General features: G+C 51.7%; 16 protein-coding genes and 1 pseudogene. 6 read left to right on the top strand and 11 right to left on the bottom strand.

Annotated features, from left to right (window positions below):
* Nucleotides 1-39: 39 nt before the first annotated feature.
* The 3 genes from KVT34_RS20365 to KVT34_RS20355 all read right to left on the bottom strand — a co-directional run bounded on the left by KVT34_RS20365 (nucleotide 40) and on the right by KVT34_RS20355 (nucleotide 2,602).
* Nucleotides 40-573, bottom strand: a complete 534-nt coding sequence (locus KVT34_RS20365; protein ID WP_217560670.1) for a GNAT family N-acetyltransferase — start codon at nucleotides 571-573, stop codon at nucleotides 40-42.
* A gap of 167 nt (nucleotides 574-740) precedes the next feature.
* A complete protein-coding gene (locus KVT34_RS20360; RefSeq protein ID WP_217560668.1) occupies nucleotides 741-1,082 on the bottom strand; it encodes a zinc ribbon domain-containing protein YjdM in 342 nt (113 codons plus the stop codon).
* Nucleotides 1,083-1,228: 146 nt separating this feature from the next.
* Entirely contained in the window at nucleotides 1,229-2,602 is a 1,374-nt protein-coding gene (locus KVT34_RS20355; RefSeq protein WP_217560667.1) for a metallophosphoesterase, read from the bottom strand.
* Nucleotides 2,603-2,801: 199 nt separating this feature from the next.
* Between KVT34_RS20355 and KVT34_RS20350 the strand changes: the two genes are divergently transcribed.
* Nucleotides 2,802-3,956 (top strand): GIY-YIG nuclease family protein, encoded by a 1,155-nt coding sequence (locus KVT34_RS20350; RefSeq protein ID WP_217560666.1) that lies wholly within the window; start codon nucleotides 2,802-2,804, stop codon nucleotides 3,954-3,956.
* A gap of 25 nt (nucleotides 3,957-3,981) precedes the next feature.
* On the opposite strand, the gene KVT34_RS20345 is transcribed toward KVT34_RS20350, so the two are convergent.
* The 3 genes from KVT34_RS20345 to KVT34_RS20335 all read right to left on the bottom strand — a co-directional run bounded on the left by KVT34_RS20345 (nucleotide 3,982) and on the right by KVT34_RS20335 (nucleotide 7,397).
* Complete coding sequence (locus tag KVT34_RS20345; RefSeq protein WP_217560665.1) at nucleotides 3,982-5,046, bottom strand: hypothetical protein; 1,065 nt, start codon at nucleotides 5,044-5,046, stop codon at nucleotides 3,982-3,984.
* Nucleotides 5,043-6,818, bottom strand: a complete 1,776-nt coding sequence (locus KVT34_RS20340; RefSeq protein ID WP_217560664.1) for an HSP90 family protein — start codon at nucleotides 6,816-6,818, stop codon at nucleotides 5,043-5,045. The genes KVT34_RS20345 and KVT34_RS20340 overlap by 4 nt, the downstream gene beginning before the upstream one ends.
* A gap of 366 nt (nucleotides 6,819-7,184) precedes the next feature.
* On the bottom strand, nucleotides 7,185-7,397 hold the full coding sequence (locus KVT34_RS20335) for an ATP-binding protein (protein ID WP_254635029.1): 213 nt from the start codon (nucleotides 7,395-7,397) through the stop codon (nucleotides 7,185-7,187).
* 11 nt (nucleotides 7,398-7,408) lie between these two features.
* Here KVT34_RS20335 and KVT34_RS20330 point away from each other — a divergent pair, with 11 nt between their 5' ends.
* Nucleotides 7,409-7,591, top strand: coding sequence for an ATP-binding protein (locus tag KVT34_RS20330; protein ID WP_302695525.1), 183 nt, complete (start codon nucleotides 7,409-7,411; stop codon nucleotides 7,589-7,591).
* A 118-nt stretch (nucleotides 7,592-7,709) separates the two neighbouring features.
* On the opposite strand, the gene KVT34_RS20325 is transcribed toward KVT34_RS20330, so the two are convergent.
* Together KVT34_RS20325 and KVT34_RS20320 are read right to left on the bottom strand one after the other, a co-directional pair.
* Nucleotides 7,710-8,300: a S26 family signal peptidase gene (locus tag KVT34_RS20325; protein WP_217560662.1), complete on the bottom strand. Its 591-nt coding sequence runs from the start codon at nucleotides 8,298-8,300 to the stop codon at nucleotides 7,710-7,712.
* A 48-nt stretch (nucleotides 8,301-8,348) separates the two neighbouring features.
* Nucleotides 8,349-8,486, bottom strand: a pseudogene (locus tag KVT34_RS20320) (winged helix-turn-helix domain-containing protein); the annotation flags it as partial.
* A gap of 268 nt (nucleotides 8,487-8,754) precedes the next feature.
* Here KVT34_RS20320 and KVT34_RS20315 point away from each other — a divergent pair.
* From KVT34_RS20315 to KVT34_RS20300, 4 genes are all read left to right on the top strand, one after another.
* Nucleotides 8,755-9,342 carry a sigma-70 family RNA polymerase sigma factor gene (locus KVT34_RS20315; RefSeq protein WP_217560661.1) on the top strand — a complete coding sequence of 196 codons (588 nt, stop codon included), beginning with the start codon at nucleotides 8,755-8,757 and terminating at the stop codon, nucleotides 9,340-9,342.
* Complete coding sequence (locus tag KVT34_RS20310; protein WP_217560660.1) at nucleotides 9,320-10,102, top strand: DUF4179 domain-containing protein; 783 nt, start codon at nucleotides 9,320-9,322, stop codon at nucleotides 10,100-10,102. Before KVT34_RS20315 ends, KVT34_RS20310 begins: the two co-directional genes overlap by 23 nt.
* Before the next feature lie 232 nt (nucleotides 10,103-10,334).
* A complete protein-coding gene (locus KVT34_RS20305) occupies nucleotides 10,335-11,075 on the top strand; it encodes a glycosyltransferase family 2 protein (protein WP_217560658.1) in 741 nt (246 codons plus the stop codon).
* Nucleotides 11,075-11,806, top strand: coding sequence for a glycosyltransferase (locus tag KVT34_RS20300; protein WP_217560657.1), 732 nt, complete (start codon nucleotides 11,075-11,077; stop codon nucleotides 11,804-11,806). Before KVT34_RS20305 ends, KVT34_RS20300 begins: the two co-directional genes overlap by 1 nt.
* A 163-nt stretch (nucleotides 11,807-11,969) precedes the next feature.
* On the opposite strand, the gene KVT34_RS20295 is transcribed toward KVT34_RS20300, so the two are convergent.
* From KVT34_RS20295 to KVT34_RS20285, 3 genes are all read right to left on the bottom strand, one after another.
* Complete coding sequence (locus tag KVT34_RS20295; protein WP_217560656.1) at nucleotides 11,970-13,451, bottom strand: protein adenylyltransferase SelO; 1,482 nt, start codon at nucleotides 13,449-13,451, stop codon at nucleotides 11,970-11,972.
* Nucleotides 13,452-13,785: 334 nt separating this feature from the next.
* Entirely contained in the window at nucleotides 13,786-15,705 is a 1,920-nt protein-coding gene (locus KVT34_RS20290; RefSeq protein ID WP_217560655.1) for an FtsX-like permease family protein, read from the bottom strand.
* Nucleotides 15,680-16,450, bottom strand: a complete 771-nt coding sequence (locus KVT34_RS20285; RefSeq protein WP_217560654.1) for an ABC transporter ATP-binding protein — start codon at nucleotides 16,448-16,450, stop codon at nucleotides 15,680-15,682. Before KVT34_RS20285 ends, KVT34_RS20290 begins: the two co-directional genes overlap by 26 nt.
* Nucleotides 16,451-16,484 lie beyond the last annotated feature (34 nt).

Raw genomic sequence — 16,484 nt, 5'->3', positions numbered from 1 at the left:
CTTTCAAAGCGTACAGGTTCAAATCGACCGTTGCATCGTTTATGAGATTGGCTTTGGCGGCTGGAGTTCAGCCTGTTTATAAACCTCGGCCATGAGCACTTTTTTGTACGGCTGGAATTCTTCCTCGCTCATCGGCTCCGGATAACTCATGATTTGCAGAGCAAGCTCCGGCTGCCCTTCCCTGAGAGGCGGCTGGAAATAGTCGAAAGCGTTCAAATGAAAGCCGAGGCGTTCGTAAAATTCGATTCTCCGTTTGGAATCGGTGTCGTTCGCGGGCTCTACTTCCAGGATGACGGGAGTTGAAGAACCGCTCGTATAAGCCGTCATCAGTTTTTTGCCTATTCCTCCGCCCCGCTGTTTCGGGTTGACCGCGATATGTTCCACGAAACGAAACGCATCAAATTCCCAGACGCCCATAAAAGCCAGAATTTCCCCGCTTTCGTTCCGACTCACGTTAAGCCGGTAAGCGGAATGAGCGAGCAGCGCCCGCTGCCCTTCACAAGTCCTTATTTCCGTATCGGGAAAAGAGGCCTCCATTAATTCAAATACTTCATCAAACTGCTCCTTGTTCATAAGTATCCTTCCTTTCGATATGTCCTTTATATCTTAAAATTAAGATTTTTTCTATCGTTACCGAGCCTTGCTTGTCCCAACGAGACCTGCCCGTACGGCGATGCAGAAATAAAGCCCTCCAAGTCAGAGGGCTTCCTGATACAGGCTCGTTTTTATTCTATCCCGCATTAAATTTTCTTAACGAACTCCGATTTTAATTTCATGGCTCCAAAGCCGTCGATTTTACAATCGATATCATGGTCTCCGTCAACGAGACGGATGTTTTTTACCTTGGTGCCTATTTTCAGAACAGAAGAGCTTCCTTTCACTTTCAAATCTTTGATGACGGATACGGAATCGCCATCCTTCAGGATGTTGCCGTTGGCGTCTTTGACAACCTTTTCTTCTTCCCCGTTCCCGGGTTCGGCGTCTACATTCCATTCATGGGCACATTCCGGGCAAACCAGAAGATTCCCATCCTCATAGGTATATTCGGAATTGCATGCAGGGCAGTTTGGCAGATTCGGCATAAGTTCGTGTTCTCCATTCGCTGGTCGGTACCTTCTTTCCCTATATTCTGCCACACTCTCATCGTCCTGACAAACATTCCGCGGTTCGCCCGCCTAAAAGTGATTCAACATGGAGCCGGGAGCTGCTAATTTTCGGTTTCCCCGTCCTATTTGACGATGCCGAACTGGTCGTACAGAGCGGTCGCGCCCGTTTCTGTGGTCGTATAAACCTGGAACGTGATTTTATCGTTTGCCACGGTAACGCCCGTAAACATTTCCTTGCCCGGCTGGCCGTATTTATACGCATAAGGGAACGGCCCGGATTTCGGCGTGTACCTTTTGCTTCCGGCGGCGTTGCTGACCAGATAAAGGGTCCCCTTCGGATTAATCAGGTTCCCGTCTTTGTCCACCGCCGTGTCCTTCTGCGGCACGTTATTGTACATCGGATAGGTGCGCGTATACGTATGATCGTGGCCGCTCAGCACGACGTCGACGCCGATTTCATCGAACAGAGCCGCAAGCTTCTTGCGGAAGAAGAGAACATCTCTGTCGGAGGAATGATTCGCTACGGAATAAGGCGACTTGTGGAACAAGACGATTTTCCACTTCTTGTCCGTCTTGGCCGCTTCCGCTCTCAGCCACTCTTCCTGCTTCCGGTACACGGCGTCGGTTCCTTTCGCCTCGTTGTACTCGGTATTGATGACCAGAAAACGGGCGGGGCCGTAATCGAAGGCATAGACCGACCCGTCCGGCTTCGCTCCCGTATTGGAGGTGTTCGGCAGGTTGAAGTGATACCAGAAGTTATTGTTGGACTTGCTCTCATGGTTGCCGAGGGCAGGCACGAGAGGCGTCTTCTTCAGAATGGCCTGCGGCTTGCCCAGCAGCCAAAACCATTGATTCTCGATATCCCCGTTGTCTACCAGATCCCCGGTGACGGTAATAAAACGGGCCGCGGGAAACTTCTTGACCGCTTCCTCCAGCGTGTGGTTCCAGGTCGCGTATTCCCGCTCGGTCGTACCCTGCGGGTCCGTCGTGTAGAGGAACGTGAACGCACCGCCGCTCTGTTCCTCGGTTTTGAACGTGCCGGTCTCGCTCCAGTTCCCCTCCCGGCCGTCTCCGGCGCGGTACGTGTACTCGGTGCCCGGCTTTAAGCCCGTTGCCGTAACCTTATGATCGGCGTATGCGGTCTTCTTGCCCGCACTCTTGTCCGAGCTCGACTGATAAACCTGGATCGGCGCCGTGCTCCCTTCGAAGGAGATGACCCCGCTGCCCGGCCATACGCCGCCTGTGACGAGAGACGATTCCACCACCTGCAGCTTCGTGCCGGTAACGGCGGGATCGGTATACCAGGCGAAGCCCTGCGAGGTTTTGGCATCCCCGTTGAACGTCAGCGCCAAAGCCGTTGGAGCCTTGGAGCCTGCCGCGGCCGCTGTGGAGTTTCCCGGAACTCCGGCGCCCACTCCCGGTAAAACGACGGACACCGCCATGAAAACAGCCATAGGAGCGACGAGCCATTTGGACCTGCTGAATTTGTACATCATACACACCCCTTCAAACAAGAATGAAATCACTTCATCCTAGCAAAGAAATGTTTGGTAAATATTAACAGTTTATTTGGGGCACATTAATTTCCTTCCCCCTGGCAGCTTGAAGTTCGCCCTCCTGTGTCCGCCTCGCTTTCTGTCCGTACAGCCATTTGATATAATGACAGGGCCGAGCAAGAGCAATGGAGGAATCTCTATGAATCTCGCGGAAAAAGTAAAAGCCCTTCCCTTAACTCCCGGCGTCTACCTGATGAAGGACCGTCTGGGCCATATTATCTATGTGGGCAAAGCCAAATCTCTCAAAAAAAGAGTCCAAACCTATTTTCAGCATTCCAAAGCCCATTCCCCCAAAGTCAAACGGCTCATAAGCAACATCCGCGATTTCGAGATCCGTCTGACCGACACGGAATTCGAGGCCTTCATGCTGGAGTGCCGGTTAATTAAGCAGTTGAAGCCCCTGTATAATAAAAAAATGAAAAATCCGCTCGCCTATACGTACCTGGTCATCCGCAACAGCCGCGAGGGCTTCCGTCGGCTTGACATCACGAATGACCCCGCCGGACAGGAGGGAGACCTTTTTTTCGGGCCCTATACGAGCAGAAGCACAGTGGAAAAAGCCGCCCAAGGGCTGCAGGAAAGCTACCGGGTTCTTTGCAGCAATCCTTACGCCGGGCGTTCACCTTGCCTCAATCATTCTCTCGGTTTGTGTCTGGGAATGTGTACCGGCAGCGAGGACGCCCTAAGAACTTATAATTCCGTGCTCGATAAAATAATAACTTCCCTAACCGGTGGGAGCCCTCCGGTTGTTCTGCAAGATCTTGAGCAGCGGATGATGGAAGCGGCAGAAATGCATAACTTCGAAGCCGCCGCCAAATACCGGGACCTGATGAAAACCGTCGGTTCCCTGATCCGCGGTGAGAAAGTGATCGGATTCGCCGAAGAAGACCGGAACATCGTCATCCTGGAACCCGTTAACGAACGGGAGGCTAAGCTCATCCTCGTTAAAGGGAACCGGATTGTACGGGATACCAAAGTGGCGGCTCCGGACGGGGACCGGAACGGGCCGGAAGCGCCGGATAAGCTCCACACCCTGGTGCGTTCGGCCATCCTGGATACCTTCCGTCCGGCAGATCCGGCGGCTCACCGCCCCAAAATCAGCCGGCACGATATTGACGAAGCGCAGATTCTGTACAGCTTTCTGCAAGGAAGCGCCCGCAGCTACCTGATTGTTCCCGAGCATTGGCTGATACCCGGGCATGAAGGCAAGCTTGGAGAAGCGGTTGAAGAGTTGATTGCAGGGTATGTGCGCGCACATAATAGCGCCGGGGACCACGACGGCCCCGACGCTTGAACCTTTTATGCGAATCACGGATTTCTTACTGGCTGGTACTGTTCCGGTAGGCAGCAACGAGTCTCTCGGTATGCTTTTGCTTTTCCGTAAGAAATTCGTTCACGTAGAGACTTCCGTTTCTGCGGTTGAACGCTTCGGTCAGCTTGGCGATTTCATGATCGATCCAGGGTAAAGTAACGCGATCCGACTCGGCCAGCCTTTTCCTCCGCTTCGTCTTTCCCCACTCTTTCAGAAACAAACGAACCGCGTAAAAATATTGCAGACGGGACCAGCCGATTTTGCTCTCCAGGCCGTATCTTATCGTCTGCTCATAAAGTTTCGTCGCCCTAGTCATATCTGTTATGGTGAAGAATTCGAGAAAAACCCCGTATTCCTCCAAATATTGCGGACCTTCGATCTCACGGACAGCTTTTTTCGCAATTGCGACGGCTCTGTCATACTCTTTTAATTTCATCAATGGGATGATAATCAGGCTGTAGGTATTTTGCGGAACCGATCCGCATACCATCCTGCCTTCCAGAATGGGCTTCACGGCCTGCATGCCTCTTTTTAAATGATTCATCTTAAATGAAAATTCCCCGAATAAGTTCTGTTCGCAGGCCTGGCAGTCCGCCAGTGAATCTCTCGGCGTCGACCTCCACAGCTTATAGGACTCGGCTGCCTCCTGAAACATTCCAAGCGAGATATACAAGTTTACCCGCTTCTGGTGGTAGGCTCGCAAATTATGCCCATGCCGGATACATCTTTCTTTAAAATCCTCAAACATCCGCTCAATCTGTTCGAACGTCATTTCGGGCATTTTCCATATGCCGTCCAGAATCCATTTATAATGCCACAATAAATTAAAATGCGGATATCTCCCCGGGTTTTTATCGAATTTGGCCACACACCAGGCGAACGAGATTAACATTTTTTCTGAGAAGCCCGCATCCATGGCCGCTGACGTGTAATCCATCCGAACGTGGTAAGAGTCTTCTTCCGTCATGTATAGATCCGCTATTCGAATCATTTCCTCCAGAACCGCCAGCTTTTGTTTCCCGTCCGGCATACTCCAGCTTACGCGCCTCAATTCATCGAAACGGTTCTTCATTGTTCTACCTCAGGCATCCGGTCCAGACCCATATTCATGAAATGAAACAACGATGCATTCATCATGGAGAGCTCTGCCGAACTTAAAGGATGGTTCCCCAGCAGCAGGGCTTGCGTATAAAACAACTCGATGCAAGCTTTCTGGGCTTCCAAGTCGCGAGATTCCATGGCCTTCCGGACAATGGGATTATTGTAGTTATAACAAAGCCGCGCATAGGGCTGATCATACAACTCATTCTTGATGACTCGCACGGCTTCCGCGAATAAAGGATTCGCTTCCTCCTCACTCTCTTCCGCCAGCTTAAAGAAATTAACTTCCTGATTCGTATTGTATAGAACCGGAATGTCGGCAGGCTCAAACCATCTGACTACGGAGCGGCACTGGAATCCCTGGAGTATTTCATTGGAATAATCAAGGAATGGCCGGGTTTCTTGTTTCTCCATGACATTCAGCTCTTTAAACCGGTTTGCAAATTCTAAAATATTCAGCACATCAACAGAAATATCGTCCACAACGTTACGCAAATTCAGTACGAGATCCAAGTCATGAACATACCCGCCGTTGATCACCATCAAGTCCTGCGCCTTAGCCACCCGCGCTACCTGCCGGAATTCATCCAGAGTAGGCGCCACTAACAGATGGGTGTGATTTTCAAGGATTTCCGCCATTTTAAGATCACCGTAAGAAGTTTCAAAACTCAAGTGCCGAATAAAAAGCTCGTAAAGCTCTTCATCTTCAACAGCCATTGTTTTGATAGAAGCATAGTGCACCAGTACGATGCGTTTAAACAGCTCCTGATTCTCCTGGGATAATTCGATTAGATAGTTCTTGATGCACTCGCCAAGTTCATCTCTTACGCTAAAGAACAGATCATTTTCCTGGAAAGCCTCCCGCGAAGCCGTCGGCCGTAAATTCTCCGTATTAATAATCCCGTTCACGAAAAAAGCCCAAGGCGGCAAAACATTGCTCATCTTATCGGATAAAAGCATGCCTTTCAAATAAACACGATGCTTTTTCTCATCCTGCAGACTGACGGCATACGGCAGAATAGAAGCGATGCCCTTCACGCCTCCTATAACTGAGGTAAGTGAAATTATATCCATGGGCTTGGAGTAAGCCGTTTCCTCTACAAAATCCATTGCTTCCTGCTTGTCCATATTCCATGGCGGGATAGAAGTATTCACGTTCAGTTCATAGCTGTCCTCAGTCAATATAATCGGTGTCGGCAGAAACTCCCCGTATTTCTCCAATAACTCTCTCAACCGGTAAAACTCGAAATACTCCTCGTAATCCGTTTTTGCTTTCAAATAGACCGTAGTTCCTACAGGGACTTGGCGCTCTAACTTTTTGATCGAGTAGGTGCCGTCCGGCTTGCCCCGCCATTCCAAAGAGTCGCCTTCCCCGTTTGACGAACGGGTAATCAGTACGATCTCTTCACTGACGACAAAGCAAGACAGAAGACCGACGCCGAATTGTCCGATATAATCGTCTGCAAGATCCTGATCCTCTCTTTTGGTGGAACTGCCGATCTTAGCGAGAAATTGCTCAATTTCCTCTTCCGTTAAACCACAGCCATTGTCGGAGAAAGAAATTGTATTAGAAGAGAACACCTCTACTCTTACTTCTCCTTCAAACTCCTGTCCGAGTCGTTTTCTTGCCGTAACGGCGTCTATGCCGTTCTGAAGTAATTCCCGGATAAAAACCCCGGGATCGGAGTAAAGGTGATTCGACAGCAAATCAATGACCCCTTGTAAATTAACCTGAAAATTCATCGTTATCATCGTCCTTTTAAATTTGTAATCACGGATTGGTTAAAAATAGTATATCAAATAGTAAAATTAGGAGTGTAGATAAAAATTAGTTGTATTTAGAGTTTATTTTAAGGTTAATTGTCCTTATTTGTTTGAATAGCAATGAAATAACCATTTACTACTGCGTACAGGATATCGGCAAAGGAATGCGGGTTATCGCATGATGATAGGGCTGGCATCCCTGTACTTCCAGGCGCATTCCGGCAGGAGTAATTCCGTCCGGAACTGACTTGCCCGGATTGCTACCCGAAAAAGACGGCACCCCTTACCCGATCACGCATCGTTCCCTTTGCGGGAAAAACCGTGAACTTGTAAGGGGTGCTTTTTCTAACGGGGTGCGTTGTTTAACGTGTCCGCAGGAATGCCGGTCTGGATGGTGAACACGAAGACCGCTCCTTTTTCGACGTTCGACCGGACGTAGATGGTTCCGCCCATCAAATTGACGAGTGTTTTGCAGATCGACAAACCAAGGCCCGTGCCGCCGAATTTCCGGCTGATGGTGGCGTCAATTTGTGTAAAGGGCTGGAACAAGTGATGCATTTTATCGGCGACTGATCGGAGACTCCAACCGGCTGAGACAGGTGTTGAACAATCTGATCGGCAACGCGGTAAAATTTACGGAAACCGGCAGCGTTAAGGTAACGGTGAGTCAAAAAAGGGTGGATGATAAGCTGATCACCCTAGAATTTATCGTGGAAGATACCGGAATCGGCATTCCAGGGCATCATGGATAGTGCGGGATGGGTCCGGGCAGGAAGCAGTATTCTCAAAACAAAAAAGACTGCTCACTTGAGCAGTCTAAAAAGGAAACTCATTACTTTCATAATAGAGGCGTTAGAGTCGGAATAATCACTAAGGGGTACTGCATGTTGTGCAAACTCCAACAACCTTGCCCTTTAATTCGTTCAGGGAAAGGCTGCGAAAAGTGGAGGTATTGCTCCTGGACCAATCATCACCGATCACGAAGACCTCATCCCCGTTCAAAGTGATTTCTTTTAGCTGTTTCTTGTAGATTTCTTCGATCAGATTTTGTTTAGCCGGCTCCTCCATGTCACTGATCCGGAACGTTTGGTAATCATATCCCCGAATATGGGCAGCCCCGTAGAACGCGGTAAGTTTGGCCCCGTTAATATAAATTTGCCCGTTCGTTATGCTTATTTTCTCATTAGGAAGCGCGACGACCCTGGATACGTCATGATCCCCATAGTACACGATGTCCCCTCTTGCCACGTCCCGGGATTTGTAATAGGAGGTATCTACAGCCACGTTCTTCTCTAGTTCATGCCGGCCGCGATCCATTGCGTCACTTAGCGGATTAACGGCGGTATGATTTACGGCGGACACTTCTGCAATGGACTCCTTCGTAACTTTGTCATCTATCGTCTTCTCGGAACATGCGGCAAGTGATCCTAGCAGAAGGGCCCCTAAAAGCCATTGTTTCATCGTTCATCCTCCTAGAGTCGTTAACTCAATCGCCCAAGGTTCGGCGGAATGCTTCATAACACCGAATCTCGACATTTCGAGCGGGGCGCAAAGCTCATTCAGTGTCCTCCCGTCCGATTCGTGAAACAGGTCGAGCAGAGTGCGGCGGCTGGGATCCGCTAACGCTTTAAATATTTCATTCTCCAACCGGAGTACCTCCTTTTACGAGCACGTTTTAAAAAAAGTTGCTCGGTACTTTATTATCCGGCATACGCCCATCCGGCACTTCTTTCCTTTCCTTTCTTTCTCCTAACCTTTTCCGCCCCCATTCGTCCTTCTAACCATAGAAGCAAATCCGCGGCAGGGCACATCCGGCTAACCTTTTTACCCTTTCGCAAATTTTTTTTGAAAACCAGTGAACCTTTTCGGTCCGGAGAGCCAATCTCTCATGTATACAAGTTCAGGGGGCCCTCGAATGAATGATGAACAGCTCGAACATTGGCTCGACCGGCTGGCGGCCGGGGATCAGGAAGCGATGGAAGAGATCTACCGCATGACCCGGCGCAAAGTTTACGGAACTGTCGCCGTGCTCGTCTCCAATAAAGAAGACGTTAACGATATCGTCAGTGAAATTTACTGCCAGTTATGGCGCGCATTGCCCGGCTATGACCGCAGCCGTCCTTTTCATTTCTGGCTGAACGGGATTGTCATCCGGCAGGTAAGCAGCTGGCGCCGTCAGCTCTGGAGACGATTCCGTCTGACCGACAAAACTTCCCGTCTGAGCGAAGAGCCGCATGTGGAAACGCCGGATGAAGCTCTGGCCGGCAACGAACTCCGGCAGGATGTGCGGGATGCCATTAACAAGCTGCCTTATAAACTCAGGGTGGCCGTGATATACCGCTATTTCTACGAGTACACGTACGATGAAATTGCCGAACTGCTGGCGATTCCGCCCGGTACGGTAAAATCCAGAGTTCATCTGGCCTTGAAGCGACTGCGCGCCAAATTCGACACTCAATTGGACGGGGAGGCTTATCCGAATGTCTATTCCAGAAAACATTAAAGAAGCGCTGAAAGATCAGATCGAAAACGCCGAAGTTCCGCAAGAAGTGGATCGGCGCGTCCGCCAGTCTTTCCTCGAATTTCATAAGAAAAAGGAGTCCAAACCCATGAAAAAAAGACTTGTCGCTTTCAGTATCGCCGCCGCTATTCTTATTCCTACGAGCGTATTCGCTTCCTTGGGCGGAACATCTTACTTCTTCAAAGAATCCGCCAACATCAACGGGCTGGTCAACGAAGGCACCAAACGCGCCCTTTCCGATGGCTTGTCGGTTCCGATGAACGAGAAAATTACCGATCACGGCCTTACCGTCCAGTTCTCCGAAGTATACGTAGAGGACAGCAAAGTGCTCGTGCACTACAAGATCACCGGAGAAGACGGGAAGCTCGTTCCTTACGAATTCGATACCCGCGGCCTGAATGTCATTAATGACGGCAAGAAGAACGGCAAACAGGTCGAGAATCCGACCTACCAGGAGAAAGGATTGGAAGGTTTCTCCGTCCTCAGCTTTATCGGCACAAGTAAAAAGGAACGGCTCCCGTTCACCTTGACGGACGCGGCCGGAAACGAAATCGACACGGGCATCGCCGAGAAAGACCAGCCGGAGGGCGTGCTTGCTTTCGTCACGAACGGAGCCAAGCTGCCCGAGTCTATCCGCCTGAACGTGAATATCGACCGTATCGGCGCCACGAAAGGAAGCTGGAAAGCACAGTTCACGATCGACCAGAGCAAGGCCAAGCAGGCTTCCGAGAAAGCGCATTGAGTCCGGCTAAAGAAAATTTGAAGAATATGAATCAGGAAGAAGACGCCGGCGGCCCGGCGTCTTTTTGACTTGCGCCCCATTTACCGTTTTTCGCCGCTCGTTGATTCTCTTAACAGATGCCGGCGAGGTTTGTGCTTATGCTCTATTTTCCTGCCGTGCCGTTCCTATCACTAGCATTTTACATATCGTAAATTGAGATCGTTTGGGAGTCTACGGATAGGAGGAACAAAAAATGAAAGACGGCTCAATAAAATCTGTTAAAAATCTGGGAGTTTCCGTTATCACATGCACCAATCGCCGCAATTATTTGAAAAATCTGCTGGATAATTACAAGAGACAGGACCACCCGACTAAAGAACTCATTATCATTGTGAACAACGATAAGATACCGCTCGCCCCCTACCGGGAATTAGCCAAGAAGCTTCGGAATATCCGCATTTTCCGCGTTTCGGAACGAACTTCCCTCGGCGCTTGCTTGAATTACGCAGTCAAGAAAGCCAAGTACGGCTACGTAGCCAAGTTCGATGACGACGACTATTATGCCCCCTACTATCTCACCGAAAGCTTGCTGACCTTCCGGCAGACAAAAGCGGATGTCATAGGCAAGCGGGCTCATTATATGTACCTCCGCGGGTCGAAGACGCTTATTCTTCGTTTTTCGCAGGATGAAAACCGTCCCGTCACCCGATTGCCGGGAGCTACTCTCGTCATTAGACGCGACGTTTTGAAGAAGGTGCCGTTTCCTGACCGGAACGTGGGGGAGGACGACCTTTTTTGCCTGAGAAGCAAGAAAAAGGGCTTCAAAGTCTACTCCGCGGGAAAGGACAACTTCGTCGCCATACGCCGAAAAAATTCCAGCAACCATACCTGGATTATCAGCGACCGGGAACTGATCGCTCATCATAAGAAAGTCTCCAACGTCAACGATTACAAAAAGTTTGTACAAAAAAAGCCTAAGAGCGGTGTTCTCTAATGGCGAAGCCGGATGCCGTTCGGCCGGAACATGCCGTTTCCATTATCACTTGCACCAAGCGGCGGAACTGCATGGAGAATCTTTTCCAAAACTACAGCAGACAGAACTTCAGCCACAAAGAACTAATCGTGATCCTGAATCATGACAACCTGAACGTGAGCGAGTATATTAAAGCGGCAAAAGCCTATAAACAGGTACGGATATACAGCCTGCCGGGGCTTATATCGCTCGGTACCTGCCTGAATTTCGGCGTCCGAGTATCGAAATATAAGCGGATCGCTAAATTTGACGACGACGATTACTATGCTCCCGACTATTTGACGGACAGTATGCGGACCATGGTGAAAACCGGCGCCGACATCGTTGGGAAGAGGGCCCATTATATGTATCTGAACGGGGAAAATAAACTCCTTCTTCGTTATCCCGCCCGGGAAAATCAAGATGTCTCCCTGGTGCAAGGGGCGACCCTTCTCGTGAAGCGGCACGTGTTCGATAAAGTCGGCTTCCCGGACCGCAACCGGGGAGAATGCGTGAAGTTCTGTTCCGACAGCGCGGCAAAAGGGTTGAAAATTTATTCAGGCAGCCGATATAACTTTCTGGCGATTCGCAGGAAAGATTCCAAAGATCACACGTGGACCGTAAGCGACCGGCAGCTTTTGGCAGGAAACGCCAAACTGGTGAAAGCGGACAACCCGCAAAAATTCGTGAGCCGCCGAAGTTTAGATGCTTGAGCTTATGGTGAGATGAGGACGCCAGCCGAGAGTTTCCCGGTGGTGCCTCCATCCGTAAGGCGACCTACAAAAAAGCACCGTTCGAATGAACGGTGCTTTTTGCCGACCTCTTAGGGCTAGACGGTTTAAACAACGGGCAGCACAAACCTTGCCTCGTCTGCTGTCACGTGCCGCAGAACGTCCGGTACGGACTGTCGCAGGCCTCCCGCAGCGTGGAGTAAACGGCCTGTTCGGGAGAGTGCGCGAAGGGGCTCGCCAGAGCAGCGAGCAGCCGCTCCATCACACTGTAATCTCCCTGTTCCACCGCGGCTTCCAGCGCCTCTTCCACCCGGTGGTTGCGGGGGATTACGGCAGGGTTGCTGCTGCGCATCAGCTCATGCGAGGCGGCTGCCGATTCCGGCTGCCTGCCCCGTCTCGCCTGCCACAGCTCATGCCAGTGGGTAAATTCTTCGGCCCCGGACAAGGCCGTGTCTTCCAGCTTATCGAACGTTAAAGCGAGGAACGTGTTGGTGTAGTCGGCCCTGTGTTTTTGCATCAAACCGAGGAGGTCCTCTATAAGGGACTCGTCCCCCTCCTCCTCGTTAAAGAGGCCAAGCTTCGCCCGCATGCCGGCAAGGTAGCTCCGGTTATGCAGCACGCCAAACTGCGCGATTGCCTCCTCGGCCAGCTTGATGGCCTGCTCCTGATCGGCATGAATCAGCGGCAGGAGAGTTTCAGCGAACCTGGCAAGGTTCCAGGCCCCTATGTGCGGCTGATTGCCGTAGGCGTAGCGCCCGTATGTGTCGATGGAGCTGAACACCGTCTCGGGGTCGTAGGCGTCCATGAAGGCGCACGGCCCGTAGTCGATGGTCTCCCCGCTGAGGGCCATGTTGTCGGTGTTCATCACGCCGTGGATAAAGCCGACAAGCTGCCACTTGGCAATAAGCGCGGCCTGGCGCTTGATGACTGCCTGAAGCAGCGAGAGATAGCGGTTCCCGCTGCCTGCGGCGGCTGCTTCCGGGTAGTGTCTCTGCAGGGTGTAATCGGCCAGCGCCTGCAGATCCTCGGCGGAGCCCCACTTGGCGGCGAACTGGAAAGTCCCGACGCGCAGATGACTCGCCGCCACGCGGGTCAGAACGGCGCCGGGCAGCTCCGTTTCGCGGTAGACCGGCTCGCCGGTGGTCGCCACAGCCAGGCTGCGCGTAGTGGGAATGCCGAGCCCGTGCATGGCCTCGCTGATGATGTACTCGCGCAGCATCGGCCCGAGAGCCGCCCGGCCGTCGCCCCGGCGGGAATACGGGGTGCGGCCCGGCCCTTTGAGCTGGATGTCCACCCGCTCGCCGCCGGGAGTGATCTGCTCTCCGAGCAGAACGGCGCGTCCGTCTCCCAGCATCGTAAAGTGCCCGAATTGATGCCCTGCGTAAGCTTGGGCCAGCGGCTCGGCGCCTTCGGGAATCCGGTTGCCGGCAAACACTTCGGTCCCTTCGTTACTTTTAAGCGCTTGACTGTTCAGCCCCAGAGAAGCCGCCAGCGCATCGTTAAAAATGACAAGATCCGGCGAAGCTGCGGGTGTCGGATTCGTCTTGGAAAAAAATATTTCCGGCAGACGGGCATAACTATTGTCAAAATTCCAACCGGTTTCCGGTGCTGTTTTTTTATCCGTCATCTTATCTCCTTCTGTTCCCGATCTTTATCGGGATCGTTTAACGGGTTTGCAAGGCCGTGTCTCCTCGCAGAGTCCTGCCCTTTTATAAACGTATATTACCCTTTCTATACCCGAATCACTCCCTGCTGCTTGTTTGCTGAAGTGAGCCGTCTCTATGTAACCTTGCCCCTGTGTACCTTGCGGGCGTGAACGTTGGGCTTGTCTGTGCAGCCGTCTCAAGCCGGAGAGTCTTACTTCATTATTCGCTCATCCGGGATCAAATTTCAAATCTTTTTTAAGCCGCCGGTTTAAACGGCAAAAAAACAGCCCCGCATAACGCGGAGCTGTCTGATCCTCATCCGTTTTTCGGATACATATGCTGCAAATAACGCCAGCGGATAAGAAAGAAATAAACAACCTGAATCCCGATGAAGGACAAGAAAATGAACACGGAATTCGTCAAGACGGAGAAATCCACGAGCTGCTGCAGAGCGATAAACGCTACCCCGCTGTGTACAAGCGCCAGGACGATCGGCAGGAAGAACATGAGCAGCAGCTGCCTCGTCACAATCCGCCGCAGCTCCTTGTTCAGCAGGCCCATTTTCGCGATCATCCCGTACTGTTCCCGGTCCCGCTCCATGTCGGCGTAGAGCCGGAAGTACAGGAGGCTGGCGGCGAAGGTGAAAAATACGACGCCTACCATCGCGCTAATAATGAACAGCAGTCCGTTGGTCTGTTTATCGGCCAGCCAGTCCAGCACCAGCGCATCGAATTCGAAGCGGTCGAGTTCATCCTTGCCGATCTCTTCTGCCAACACGCTCGCGACATCCCGGGTATTCTCCCAATCGGCCACGTAGAAAAAATTAAAATGCAGCTGCGTGTCTTCAACCTCCGGCACGGTTTCAAACATCCGATCGGAAACGACAACGGTATAGTGGCCGTCCGGCAGGATGACCGTCGGCACGTACTGCTTGACCGTTACGTTCTTTTGCCAGGTTTCACTGATTCCGAGGTCGACGGAGTCCGGCACGATTTCGTTCTTCTCTTTAATTTGAGTAGCCAGAAAGAGGCTGCCCGGCAGCAGCAGGCTCTCCCCTTCCGCCAGTTCCTCCGTATCGCGCAGTCCCAAGGTTTTGGCCAAAGCGTTGAATTCGCTCTGCTTAACGAGGACAAGGCGCCCCCACAGCCGCTTTGCATGGACAACGTTTAAGTCGTAAGCGAAGCCGTGGTCAGCCAGTTGCGTTGTGATCCGTGAAACAACTTCTTTTTCATTTTGAACGCTTAGGTCCGTTTTGTACGTGAAGGCGTAGGGATTCTCCATCTCTTTCAGTCCGGGATGATTCGTAGCCAGTACGGTGCCGATCCCGGTAAAGGCAATCGCCGAAACGATCGTGATCATGAAAAACATCGTCGCGTTGTCCTTCATGCGATACGCCAATTGCGATAAAACCAGCAGGTTCGTCCTTTTGAAGAACACGCGGTCCTTCCGCTTCAAACTCCGGAGCACATACACGCTGAACTGCGTAAACAGGAAGTACGTGCCTGCGACCACCAAGCCGACACCGGCAAAGAGCAGCCAGAACGAGTGAAAGTACCTGTAGACGTAAACCATCACAACGCCGTACCCGGCCAGGATCAGGACAATCGCCAAAACCGAGAGCAGCCGTGAGGGCTTCGGCTCGGGCTTCGGTTTTTCATCCGACCGGAACAAATCCGCAAGCCGGCCGGCTTTCACTATCCGGGAGGTGACCAGCGCGACAACGCCAAACAGCAAAGCGAATGCGGCAGCGGTCGTAATAATGGCCAGCACCGGTATGTAGAAGGTCAAGCCGACCTTGATAAAGAGCAGCTTGGCAATGCCGAGCAGGATCATCTTGGTGAAAATAAGCCCCACGGCAATACCCGCTGCAATCGAGGCTCCGCCGATAAATAAGTTCTCGATGAAAACGAGCCGGCGCAGCTGCCTCGGGGACATGCCGTGCATCATCAGAATGCCGAATTCCCGCTTGCGGGTTTGCAGAAAGGTGCCGGCCGAATACAGGCAGAAGAAAAACGAAAAAATGAAGAGGATCACTTGCGAGAGACGCATGCCGTCGGTTGCCAATGCACTGATCGTTCTGCTCGTCGATCTCAGCTCTCCCTGCAGATCGGGATGAAACAGCAGCAGGGCATAGACGAAAAAAACAAAGACGGAAAACGAGCTGCTTAAGAAGTGCGCCAGATAGACCCGTTTGTTGCGGATGACGTTGTTAAACGCGAACTGTCGGAAAGTCATGTCTGTAGCCTCCTAACAGCGAAAGGGCGTTGATGATCTTCTGGTAAAAGACTTCGCGGTTTCCTCCCTGCGTGATCTCGTTATGAAACCTGCCGTCCTTGATGAATACCACGCGGTCGCAGTAGCTTGCCGCCATCGCATCGTGCGTGACCAGCATCATCGTCGCTTCCTGCCGCTTGTTCATTGCCGTCAGCAGCTCCATGACATCGCGGGCCGATTTGGAGTCCAGATTGCCTGTCGGTTCGTCGGCAAGCACCAGCTTCGGCGAATGAATCAGTGCGCGTGCGATAGCCGTCCGCTGAGCCTGCCCGCCGGAAATCTCATAGGTCCGCTTGTCCAGGATCGGCGTAATGCCAAGCTGCTCCGCGATCGGCTCAAGCAAGGTTTTCATCCGATCCAGCGCGACCCCTTCGAGCGTAAGCGGCAGTAAAATATTTTCCTTCACGGTCAGCGTAGGCAGCAAATTGAACGATTGAAAAATAAAGCCCAGCTTGCGTCTGCGGAACAGCGCCAGCTCGTCCGCGTTCATCCGGTGCGGATGGTGGCCGTCCACGCAAACCTCGCCCGATGTCGGTTCGTCGATGGTCGACACCAGATTGAGCAGCGTCGTTTTGCCGCTTCCGGAAGGTCCCATGATGCCGATGAATTCCCCCTTCTCAATCGTCAGGTTAATATCGGACAGCGCCTCAAACGGCATCTTTTCGTTGTAAATTTTACACAAGTTCGTCACCTTCAAAATATCCAAGCCAAACACGTCCCTTCTTGCTTCTAGCATACCC

Origin of the sequence: Paenibacillus sp. GbtcB18, assembly GCF_019091125.1 — a bacterium.
GTDB classification, from domain to species: Bacteria; Bacillota; Bacilli; order Paenibacillales; family NBRC-103111; genus Paenibacillus_F; species Paenibacillus_F chitinolyticus.
This window is presented reverse-complemented; position numbering and strand designations above follow the sequence as displayed.

Excerpts from the sequence above, each read along its gene's own strand:
- KVT34_RS20360 (WP_217560668.1), bottom strand. The coding sequence starts at position 1,082 with ATGCCGAATCTGCCAAACTGCCCTGCATGCAATTCCGAATATACCTAT.
- KVT34_RS20305 (WP_217560658.1), top strand. The coding sequence starts at position 10,335 with ATGAAAGACGGCTCAATAAAATCTGTTAAAAATCTGGGAGTTTCCGTT.
- KVT34_RS20325 (WP_217560662.1), bottom strand. The coding sequence starts at position 8,300 with ATGAAACAATGGCTTTTAGGGGCCCTTCTGCTAGGATCACTTGCCGCA.
- KVT34_RS20290 (WP_217560655.1), bottom strand. The coding sequence starts at position 15,705 with ATGACTTTCCGACAGTTCGCGTTTAACAACGTCATCCGCAACAAACGG.
- KVT34_RS20355 (WP_217560667.1), bottom strand. The coding sequence starts at position 2,602 with ATGATGTACAAATTCAGCAGGTCCAAATGGCTCGTCGCTCCTATGGCT.
- KVT34_RS20315 (WP_217560661.1), top strand. The coding sequence starts at position 8,755 with ATGAATGATGAACAGCTCGAACATTGGCTCGACCGGCTGGCGGCCGGG.
- KVT34_RS20340 (WP_217560664.1), bottom strand. The coding sequence starts at position 6,818 with ATGAATTTTCAGGTTAATTTACAAGGGGTCATTGATTTGCTGTCGAAT.
- KVT34_RS20350 (WP_217560666.1), top strand. The coding sequence starts at position 2,802 with ATGAATCTCGCGGAAAAAGTAAAAGCCCTTCCCTTAACTCCCGGCGTC.
- KVT34_RS20345 (WP_217560665.1), bottom strand. The coding sequence starts at position 5,046 with ATGAAGAACCGTTTCGATGAATTGAGGCGCGTAAGCTGGAGTATGCCG.
- KVT34_RS20365 (WP_217560670.1), bottom strand. The coding sequence starts at position 573 with ATGAACAAGGAGCAGTTTGATGAAGTATTTGAATTAATGGAGGCCTCT.
- KVT34_RS20310 (WP_217560660.1), top strand. The coding sequence starts at position 9,320 with ATGTCTATTCCAGAAAACATTAAAGAAGCGCTGAAAGATCAGATCGAA.
- KVT34_RS20300 (WP_217560657.1), top strand. The coding sequence starts at position 11,075 with ATGGCGAAGCCGGATGCCGTTCGGCCGGAACATGCCGTTTCCATTATC.
- KVT34_RS20295 (WP_217560656.1), bottom strand. The coding sequence starts at position 13,451 with ATGACGGATAAAAAAACAGCACCGGAAACCGGTTGGAATTTTGACAAT.
- KVT34_RS20335 (WP_254635029.1), bottom strand. The coding sequence starts at position 7,397 with ATGCATCACTTGTTCCAGCCCTTTACACAAATTGACGCCACCATCAGC.